Source organism: Bacillus timonensis (assembly GCF_000285535.1).
In the GTDB taxonomy this organism is placed as follows: Bacteria; Bacillota; Bacilli; order Bacillales; family Bacillaceae_L; genus Ferdinandcohnia; species Ferdinandcohnia timonensis.
In genome coordinates, this window is record NZ_HE610988.1 from 30739 (window position 1) to 41598 (window position 10860).

10 protein-coding genes and 2 pseudogenes are annotated in these 10860 nt (G+C 30.9%); all 12 read right to left on the reverse strand.

Going from position 1 to position 10860, the window contains the following annotated elements:
- Nucleotides 1-46 precede the first annotated feature (46 nt).
- Nucleotides 47-1219 (reverse strand): glycosyltransferase, encoded by a 1173-nt coding sequence (locus tag BTHG_RS17705; protein ID WP_010678074.1) that lies wholly within the window; start codon nt 1217-1219, stop codon nt 47-49.
- A gap of 20 nt (nt 1220-1239) precedes the next feature.
- A pseudogene (locus BTHG_RS25280) lies at nt 1240-2453 on the reverse strand (glycosyltransferase).
- A 211-nt stretch (nt 2454-2664) separates the two neighbouring features.
- A complete protein-coding gene (locus BTHG_RS17715) occupies nt 2665-3081 on the reverse strand; it encodes an adenylyltransferase/cytidyltransferase family protein (RefSeq protein ID WP_010678075.1) in 417 nt (138 codons plus the stop codon).
- Complete coding sequence (locus tag BTHG_RS17720) at nt 3068-4243, reverse strand: CDP-glycerol glycerophosphotransferase family protein (protein ID WP_010678076.1); 1176 nt, start codon at nt 4241-4243, stop codon at nt 3068-3070. The genes BTHG_RS17715 and BTHG_RS17720 overlap by 14 nt, the downstream gene beginning before the upstream one ends.
- Before the next feature lies 1 nt (nt 4244).
- Nucleotides 4245-5285, reverse strand: a complete 1041-nt coding sequence (locus tag BTHG_RS17725; protein ID WP_010678077.1) for a glycosyltransferase family 2 protein — start codon at nt 5283-5285, stop codon at nt 4245-4247.
- Between the two features lie 15 nt (nt 5286-5300).
- Nucleotides 5301-6476 (reverse strand): annotated as a pseudogene (locus tag BTHG_RS25285) (glycosyltransferase).
- Between the two features lie 35 nt (nt 6477-6511).
- Nucleotides 6512-6955 (reverse strand): glycosyltransferase, encoded by a 444-nt coding sequence (locus BTHG_RS27125; protein WP_198420978.1) that lies wholly within the window; start codon nt 6953-6955, stop codon nt 6512-6514.
- Complete coding sequence (locus BTHG_RS27130; RefSeq protein WP_198420979.1) at nt 6943-7602, reverse strand: glycosyltransferase; 660 nt, start codon at nt 7600-7602, stop codon at nt 6943-6945. The genes BTHG_RS27125 and BTHG_RS27130 overlap by 13 nt, the downstream gene beginning before the upstream one ends.
- A gap of 9 nt (nt 7603-7611) precedes the next feature.
- Nucleotides 7612-8739, reverse strand: coding sequence for an aminotransferase class I/II-fold pyridoxal phosphate-dependent enzyme (locus BTHG_RS17740; RefSeq protein ID WP_042342298.1), 1128 nt, complete (start codon nt 8737-8739; stop codon nt 7612-7614).
- A 66-nt stretch (nt 8740-8805) separates the two neighbouring features.
- The gene (locus tag BTHG_RS17745; RefSeq protein WP_010678079.1) at nt 8806-9855 is read right to left on the reverse strand and encodes a lipid II:glycine glycyltransferase FemX; all 1050 of its coding nucleotides are present in this window, start codon (nt 9853-9855) and stop codon (nt 8806-8808) included.
- Nucleotides 9856-9872: 17 nt separating this feature from the next.
- On the reverse strand, nt 9873-10025 hold the full coding sequence (locus tag BTHG_RS26900; protein WP_157256235.1) for a hypothetical protein: 153 nt from the start codon (nt 10023-10025) through the stop codon (nt 9873-9875).
- Nucleotides 10026-10046: 21 nt separating this feature from the next.
- On the reverse strand, nt 10047-10860 hold an 814-nt coding region (locus tag BTHG_RS25295; RefSeq protein WP_010678080.1), incomplete at its 5' end, for an EpsG family protein.

Here is a 10860-nt window from a genome sequence, read left to right on the forward strand (position 1 = left end):
ACCACCTTATTGAATTATTTATATTTGTAAAACTATACTACTAGATTTAATAGTTTTTTATTTCATTTTCATTATCAAAATCTTGTTGTAAAAGGTTCTGAGAAAACGTCTTTCTTAAATCTTTATTTTCAAGTAATTTTAACAAGCCTTCATATATACAATTTTCACTAACATCAACAATCAATCCATTAACTTCATTACTAATTTGCTCTTTTGCTCCAGTAAAATTAGTTGTTACTATAGGTTTTCTTAAACATCTTGCTTCAGCGAGGGTTATACAAAAACCTTCATGCCTAGATGGTTGAACATATATATCACATTGATTAATATATGGATACGGATTTGGATCACTTCCTAACAGGATGAAGTGATCTTCTAATTTATAATCTTTAATAAGATTTTCTAAATCATGTTTGAGATTCCCATCTCCTAAACAATACCACCTTACTTTATGACCTTCTTGTATTAATCGAGCAAGTACAGGTACAATTAAATCTTGGCCTTTTTCTTTTGATAATCTACCCACTGTTAATATTCTGAGACCCTCAAAGTTATCGGTAAAACCTAAACCCATTGTTGATTGTTTTTTTATTGTTAAAGGTGATATGATATTGAATAAAACCTCTGTTTTTCCCTTTAAATTAGGAAGATATTTGAGTAATTTCGTTTTAGCTTCATTTGATACAACAAAGACTCTATCAAATTTAGAATAAATCTTTGAAGTAAATCTTAAATTAAATCCTATTTTAGAGACATCAAAGTGGATCCATTGGAGCTTTTTTCTAGCTTTTACTTTCTTTAAAACAAAATAGCTTATGAAATCCATTGGGCCATCATAAGCCACTGCTATATCATATTCTTCATTTAGGGTTGGGTATTTTCTAAGTAAATATTTAAAATAAAGGCTTCTATCCTTTAAAACCTTAGTAATTATGTGTAATATAATAATCATAAAGGCCCTAAATATTTTACCCTTTTTTAGAAGATCAATAAACGTATACCGTGGCGGATTATTTAATAAGTCCTTTATACTGTAGTAGTCTGAAAAATAGTGAATATTGACTTCTTGAGGAATATATTTAAGAAACCCACCGTACTTTTCCAACATAAAAATAGTAATTTCATATTTTTTTCTTGGAAATTCATTAACCAAATTAAGAAGTGCTTTTTCCGTACCACCAACATTCATATTAATTACTACAAATATTATCTTCTTCATGATTACTCACTTTCATAGTTTTATCCAATTAATGCATAAAATTTATCTAATTCTTCAATATTCCCTTTCTTTTCCTTCATTAAATTATTTATAATCTCTTCTCTTAATTGATGATTTTGGATTAATGTCAGAATTCCTTCAAATACTGCATATGCGTTCATATCCACCACAAGGCCATTTTCACCATCTAACATCTGACTTTCAACAGCATCAAACCTTGTTGTTACTACTGGAATATTAAGCATTCTTGCCTCAGCAATTGCTAATCCAAACCCTTCAAATCTTGAGGTTTGAACGTAAAGATCACTATTTTTGATATAAGGGTACGGATTAGATGTGACACCTAGTAAGATAAAATTATCTTCAAGGTTATTTTTTGAATGTAGTCCTTGATCTCTTCTTCTAAAGGGCCCTTACCTAGTACGTACCATCTAAAATTAACCCCATGTTTTTTTAATAATCCACATGCCTCTAAAGCAATATCATAGCCTTTTTGATAAGCTAGTCTCCCAATCGTAAGAATCCTATAACCGTTAAATTTATCTCTATACCCTTCATTTAGATTGGCCATATTTGCAATAAAATCAGGATTGTTAATATCATAAACAACTTCTATTTTTTTTCGGTAATTCGGAAACGTTTCAAGAAAGATTTCTTTTGCTGAATTGGACACTGCTACAATTTTATTATAAATGTCATAATAATTTTTTTGGAATTCTGCATTTTTCACATCTAATCTATAACTTACGTTAACCCATGCAAATTTTTTCTGAGCTTTAACTTTTTCAGCAACAAAAAAGGTTGGTACCCCTTGAGCATAACTTATAGCTATATCATATTTTGTATTATTCCCTTCAATCATGCTTGATACGTTTTCCCAATAAACTCTTGCTTTTTCGGGATTATTGTACTTTTTCAAACGAATTTTAAGAGAGTACATAATTCTTGAATAAAGCATATTAAAATTTCTCTTTTTGACTGAAAAACAAAAAGCACTTAATAAAGTTAAATTCGCAAACTCAGTGTATTTAAATGGTTTTAAAATATTGACTTCCTTAGGTACTAATTCTTGTAAAATTTCACCATGAGCAAACAATACTAGATCGACTGAGTATTTTTTATAATCTAATAAAGATAAAAGTGTAATAAGGCTCTTTTCTGCTCCTGCACCAACTAAAGAATCTATGGCAAATAATAATTTTGTTTTCATTCTATCTTCTCCATCTATTAACATAATAAATTTCAATTTCAAAACTCTATCCACTATCGCGTACCTTTGTATCAGAAATTTTTACATTTAATTGTGTGAATGTTAACCTATTATAAGAAGAACTTTTTTAAGCTTTAATTTCATTTAGAATTTCTAAATTTATCTCTGTATTAGCAAGAGAAACTCTTTTCAAGTTTCAAACAACTTGATTTGCAGCATTTGCATCTATCCATTTCTATAATTTAATTTTCTCTTTTACCAGGGTTGACGAAACGCCCTTTGTATAAGGGAAATATACAATATCAACTCCAACCTGTTTGAATTGTTTCTCTACCTGTTCAAAGAGGTAATTCCCTTTCCAATCATCACCTACAAACATTACGTCAAAACCTATTTTTTCCCACGCCGATAACTTATCACGATTCATTTGTGGAACGACTTCGTCCACGTATTTTATTCCTTCGACTATCGCCAATCTATCTACAAATGGAATCACGGGTTTTTTATTTTTGTAGGTCAAAACTAACTCATCGGTACTGACGCCTACAATAAGGTAATCACATTTTTCCTTTGCTCTCTTTAAAATATTTAAGTGTCCAACATGAAATAAATCAAAAACACCAGTTGTATAACCAATTTTATACTGCTTCATATTCTTCTCCCCTTTGCTTTTTAAAGCATGTTTCGGTTATTTCGTTTAATAGATATTCACTTGCTCTGCCATTTTCAAATGATCCAATATCACTCAAGAAATTATGTAATCTACTTTTGTATAATTCATCGTCAAAGTTCTCAATCTTCATTTCTATATCCTTATTATTTGTTGCAGTTATAAAAGGTAATTGATTTATATCAAAATATAGTTTTCTTTCATTGCTAATGTATTCACTTACATCGGGTATATAAAGAAAACAAGGTCGTTTTGTTATAGAAAAATCAAATATTAAAGAAGAATAGTCCGATATCAGTACATCAGATATAGCCAATAATTCTTGTATATCATCATACGTAGTAACATCAATAACATTAGCAGCACTGTTATGAAGTTTACTCGATTTAGAAATAAGATGAGGATGTAATTTAATTAATAATGTCCAGTCTCCTCCAAACCTGCTTTTAAGAGCATTTATGATTCTTGCAAATTCTAGATTATAGGCTTCAACCCCATTATTTTTTCTGAACGTTGGAGCATATAAGACAATTTTGTGATTGCCTGGAATCCTAAGGTTATTGAAAATCTCATTCTTATTTAGGTTATTACTAAAGAAAAGATCGTTACGAGGACTACCGTACTCAAAAACTTTACCCTTATACCAAAAAGCTCTATTGAAAATATCAGAACTGTACCTACATCCCGATAGTAATAAATCACACTTTAAAGAGTCTTTTTTTGCCATTTCTATATACTGTAGAGGTAGTGATCCTTCTGCATCTTTTTCAATTTGTTTCAATCTTAAAGAGCTATGCCAAGTTTGGATGTAAAATTGTTCTTTTCTCTTAACGAACAAATCCGTTGTTCGAAAATTTGTAATTACCACTTTAGATGTACATAATTCGTAAAAGTATTTAAAAGACATCATTTTAACTTTTCGTACACCTTCAATATATTTTTTTGACCTTAAATCAGTAAATGCCCACACAATATCAAATGTTTCCGGTGGGCATTTCTTTTGAATGTATTCAGATATATATTTAGGATTGCAACCATATTGACTTCCATAATAACTAAAGAATATGATTTTATTATCTTTAATAGGAAAACAATTAAAAATATAAATAATTGCAAGACAAACATATTTTTTTATTTTGTTCACATTACAAAACCTCCTTTCTTTCCAATTGTTCTAGCTCCTGTTTATGTACAAAGACGTTAAATTTTCGTAGAACCTTCTGGAGGCCAAGAAAAATAAGTTGCAACAAAGGGTGTATTAAAAATAAGTTTAATTGCGCCTTTAACTGCTGATTACTTTCGACTGCTTTTAACAGGTTCTCGTAATTATTTTTAATGTACTTTCTAATTTCTTTCCTATGTAATCCACCTTTATCTTTTTTTCTATTCATAATTAACAAATTATAGTGAATGAGACTTGTTTTTAAAATGTTCTTGTATGATTCATTTATTAAGTCTTCATAATGATTTTCTAAAAATTTGTGACGCACCTTTAAGCCTTTTAATATGTCAAGGCTTCTAAGTGTATAATTCGCTACGATACTGTCACTTCTTTGAAAATAGTAATACATAGGCTGATGTGTTATTAAGTAGGTGTTTACTCGATGCATAACGTTATGTGCCCAAAATACATCCTCAAATAATACACCCTTTTCAAATGGTAAATCTTTAATTATTTTTGTTTTATAAAGCTTTCCCCATGCAAAGTTTTTGACCTTTTCATTGATTACTAATTCCTTCATGAGCATTTTTTTATCTAAGATAATAGGTTCACCATCTTTAGGAAAATATCTATTATCAAATAATAAATAATTCTCATAGGCATAATAAAAAGCTGATTGTACAACATCAGCTTTATACTTAATACTATTCATAACCATAGTTTCTACCATGTCAACTTCCAACCAATCATCACTATCCACAAACAAAGTAAATTCACCCGTGACATAATTCATTCCAAAGTTTCTTGCGTCTGATAAGCCGCCATTTTCCTTGTGTAGTGCAATTACACGTAAATCAATTTCTGCATATTTCTCTACTATAGTCCCACAATTATCTGGTGATCCATCATTTACAAGAATAATTTCTAAATTTGTGTATGTTTGATTCACGATACTTTTCAAACATCTATCAATATATTTTTCCACTTTATAGACAGGAACAACAACGCTCACTTTTGGAAACATTTATTGTTCCCTCCCCTAAATCAGTTCATATAATTTTTCTAGTTCATTGGAATTTCCGTAATTCGTGTTTTTACAATTTGAACTAAGTTTTTCCGTAATCCATTATCTAGATATAGTCTTTCAATTCCTTGGGCTATTCCTTCAACAGATAATTCACAAATGTATCCGTCGAAACCATTTTTCACCTGGCTAGCTGCTGTCGGATAATTCGTGATAAGGACTGGCTTTGATAAAATTTGAGCCTCGCCTACCGTAACTGCTTTACCTTCGTACCTAGATGGTTGCACATAAATATCTGCTTCATTCATAAAAGGAAATGGATTCGTTCTTTTACCTAATAAAATAAATGAATCTTCAAGTTCATATTTAGCAATTAAATGCTTAATAATTGTTTCGTCTCCACCGTATCCTACTACATACCAAACAATGTCATTATATCCTTGTTTTTTTAATAGATTCATTGCTCTGACTGCATTATCTATCCCTTTCGCATGTGATAATCTTGCTACAGTGATTATTCGAAATCGATTATCATTTTTTATAGGGTTCTCAATATCTTGATTAGCTAAAGTCTTTACTATATGTGGAGAAGTAATGTTTTCGATAATTTTTACTTTGCGCTTCAGCATTGGATATTTTTTATAAAAGATTCTTTGCAGCCTTCGGATACAGCAATAATGTAGTCAAATTTATTCCACATCTCAATATCCATTTTAATATCCGTGTTTACTGTTGAAAAATCTGTGTGAATCCATGCAATTTTTTTCGGGCTTTCACCTTCTCTGCAACAAAATAATGTGGCCATAAATAGCTAATTGCCACATCATATTCTTTCTCAAGTTTAGGTAAAAAAGGTAACGAATACTTCCACATATACTGCATTTGTTTAAAACCATTTTCAGTTGACTTATCAAAACTAGCTTTATATTTTGAAAAAATTCTAATTAAACCAATTGGAATATTTCCTTTCTTAAGAACTTGCCCTATTGACATTCTGAAAGTCTTATATTTCTTCGATTCATTTAATAAACTAGGTTTGTTTGGAAGTAGATTCATAAAATCACCAGTATGACTGTACAACATCAAATCCACTTGATGTTCTTCATAGTCAAAATTATTTAAAAGACTAATTAGGCTCCGCTCTACTCCACCTACCTCCATATCAAATGAAGAAATTAATACGTTCTTCATAAGCTCCTCCACTTTTTAAATCTGATAAAGATTCATTAAATTTGAAATCCCATTCCGAACTTCATATCCATTTTTCTCAAACCCAGAAATGATTTTTTTATATTTGTTTCTTTTTTACCGATTACATCAAGAATCTTATTTGCCCACGCATCATCACCTTCTTCAAGATGCACCCTTGAAACTAAATCTATCCTTAAATCTGCTTCAGGCTGGATTGCTTCAGATACAATGCATGGAATACCACTTGCTTGTGCTTCTAGAAGAACGAGCCCCAGCCCTTCATAAATAGAAGGAAATACAAAGACATCCATGCTATGTAAAATCGTTGAAATGTCGCTTCGAATTCCAACAAATTTAACATGATTATCTAGACCTTCTTTTTTAGCTTTTTCTTCTATTTCTTGCCTCAGGTCCCCATCGCCAACTAAAAGCAATTTTATTTTTGAATCCCTGATAATCAAAGTTTTCAATACTTCCAATAGAAACTTATGATTTTCGGTTCAATAAATCGTCCGATATGACCAATAATCTTACTTCCTTCTAAACCGGTTTCTTTTTTAAATTGCCTTACCTTATTGGTATCAACTTCTAAAAAATTCTTATAGTCTATTAAATTAGGAAAAAATGCATAATTAGAATTACTTAAAGCCATTTCTCCAAACAAATATTTTCCTGCTTGATTACTACATGCTAAATAATGAGTAGAGGATTTTAAAATTAGATTTCTCATTGTTTTTATATATAATTTTCTAATTACACTATTAGAATGATCTAAAGTTGTATGAGCGTGCGCAATTCTTATCTTAATTCCTGCCAATTTTGCAGCAATATTAGCTGTGCCACAATGAAATAATGTATGAGAGTGAACTGCTTCATATGGTCCAGTTTCCTTGATTGTGTGCACAAGCTCCTTAATTGATTGAGTTTTTGATAATTTAATCACTCTACCACCTAATGATTTTATTTCTTCATCGTAATGAGCATCCTGTTGACTGTACGATATAAAATCGAATTGTACTTTTTTTCGATCTATGTTTCGATAGATATTCATAAGCATTGTTTCAGTCCCAGCCCTATTCATTGCCCCTACAATATGGAGAATTCTCTTTGGCTTATCAACCATCATCTTTTTCCCTCATAGTCCTACTGGATATTTTATTGTTAATGTATTTTTTATACAGTCAATAACTCTCATTTGGTCATCATCTGTCATATTAGTTCCTGACGGGAGGCAAATACCTGTTTCAAATAATTGTTTTGAAACATCAGCCCCTTCATTGTGAGGATAATATTTTACCCCATTAAAAAGAGGTTGAAGATGAAGTGGTTTCCAAACAGGACGTGCTTCAATATTTTCATTCGCCAATACATCCAATAGATCATTTACTGATATCCCTGCAATGGCTTTGTTAATTGTTAGGGTAGTTAACCAGCGGTTTGAGTATGTATTTTGTAATTCTGGCATAAACTCAAACCCCTGGATTTCAGATAATTCCGTAAAATAACGATTAAAAATGTCTCTTTTAGCCATTACTCTCATATCTAATACCTCTAATTGTCCTCTACCAATACCCGCTAAAACATTACTTAACCGATAATTGTATCCAAGTAAACGGTGTTGATAATGTCTCGCATGATCTCTTGCTTGTGTGGCTAAAAATCGAGCTTTTTTCATCGCTTCGGAATCATTTGAAACCAGCATTCCTCCTCCCGAAGTAGTAATGATTTTGTTACCATTAAAGGAATAAACCCCATACTTTCCAAAAGTACCACTTGGAATCCCCTTGTATCTAGAACCCAGTGATTCTGCTGCATCTTCTATTACAGGGATATCATACTCCTTACATAACATTAGAATCTCATCCATTTTTGCACTTTGACCATATAAATTCACCACAATAACTGCTTTTGGCAAGTCTCCTTTAATAGCAGCCTCACGTAGTGCCACTTCGAGCGCTCGTGGAGACATATTCCAGGTTTCTGGTTCAGAATCAATAAATACAGGCTCGGCACCTTGATAAAGTATAGGGTTTGCACTTGCAACAAATGTAAGACTAGAACAAAATACTTTGTCACCTTTACTGACCTCTAATAAAGAAAGAGCCAAATGAATTGCGGCAGTTCCCGAACTAACTGCTACAGCTTCATTGGCTCCTACATAAGAGGCTATTTCTTTTTCAAAGGCATCTACATTCGGACCTAATGGTGCAATCCAATTTGTTTCAAAGGCGTCTTTTATATACTTTAATTCATTACCACTCATGTGTGGTGCGGCAAGGTAAATACGGGATTTAGGTTTCAAATAAATGCACCCCCTAGTACATGCTTGCTAAGCATTTTGTATTTTTCTTTCCAATTTCCCCCGGTAAATTGGAAAATAATGATCTTTTAATTCATATCGTTTCTTTAGGTATTCCATTACATCCTCGTATTTATCTAGATTATGAATCTTCTTTCCTATGAAATAATCATAATTATGATTATTTGTAAAAGACGTTTTATACTTAAATAACCCATCATTTTCCTGATATCCTCCACCTAGATGGAGCTCCTTTGAACCAAAGGATTTACAGACTTCAATCATAAAATCAAATAATAGATTATTTGGACGATACTCTAAATATTTTGTTTTCGACGCTCCGAGGTGATAGTGTGCAAACTCTGTACCAACTATAACCAATGTTCCGGCTATTACCTCATTCTCTCGTTTTGCAAATAATAATAATGTTTTACTTATTTCAGTCTCCTTTATTTGTTCATAGAAGTATTGCTCACCAAAGTAATAAAAATCATTTGCATTATTTCGATTCATTGTTTCTTTATACATTTCAATAAATAGATCTACATTTTCCTTCGTTCCTTCAGCAATAAAGCACGAAATATTATTATTTCGTGCTTTTTTTATATTTCTCTTATTTGAGGATGTATAATTTAATCTTATTTCTTCTAATGGTTTAGTTAAATCAACCGCAGTAGTTTTTCTAATATATTCGATATCCATAACATCTTTACCATATCTATAATTTTTATAAAGAGGATGAAAACGTATTGTTTCAGTAATAATATTCTTTGAAGAGCAAAAATCACTTAAATGCTCATAAAAACCTTTTATAATATTAGGATTACCTTCAACTATTGGACCCCCGTATCCGTAGGGGGTTACAATATCAAACGCATTAATATGAATATTAGGTATCTCTCTTACTATAAAAGGGTAAAAAATTTTACTGCCATTTTCTTCATAATAGGCACCTAACAATTTACCTTTTTCTATATTCGCAAATAATTTACCGTATTCATAAGAATAGTAGCTATCGACCATTTGGAAACTTTTAAGGATATTGTTCCAACGCAGGTTCGTTTCCACAATCTCAAACAAATATACCCCCCCATTCATCACTTATTTTCAGAAATGGCCGTTAAAAACTCATTTTTTATTTCCAAAATAAATTCTTTTACATCAATATCTTCTATCCTGTTTCCTTTTTCACAAATTGTAAGTAAAAGATCTTGTAGCTTTTGTTGAGTTAGATTATCAGAAATACTCATAAACTTTTCCTCTCATTGTTTCTAACTAAATAATGTTATAATTTCACTTCTATATTCAATATTTAGTGAAATTACATTTTCGTAATAGTAATAAAGGAAATAAAAAATTACTATGATGTAATAAATAAATTTCTGGTCTTTTTCCTTAAAAAGTTTAACAATCCAAGAAACCAAAACAATCTGGTAAAGATTAAAATAGATTGCAAACCTTGCAAAAATCCAATTTTGGGTTGATATAATCATAAATAAAAGACCAATAATTGACATATTAACAACAATATCACTTTCAGGAAAAATGGCTCTTAACTTATCTCTGCCCAAATACGCTATTACCATGGGTGCTGCAAAAACAACAACCCTAATTATATTTGCGCCACCCTCAGTAAATGATTCGTAATGCCCATATTGAGTTTCTTCTATTGCAGTAAATAGAAATGTTGAGAACTGCTCGAATCCTATAACTATAACAATGGAAGAAAGCAATAGGATAATAGTCGACTTTGACCATGCTTTGTATCTTACTAGAAAGTAAATTGGGATTAAAATTAAAGCACTTAGGTGAAAAGTGGATGCTAACAAAATTACTAGTAAGTACTTTCCGAATTTACCTTCAAATAAAAATTTTGTGGAAGTGAATATAATAGCTGCTGCCAAACATTGCCTTATACCATTCATCGAAACTAGGTATAATCCACCAGTTATATATACATACACACTTAAATCGAATAATCTTGAATATTTATATAACATAATTACAATTAAAACATTGGTAATCAATGCTGCGGTAAATATCATTATTTGTGGATCATCTGAAATCTTTTGTAAAAACATCTGT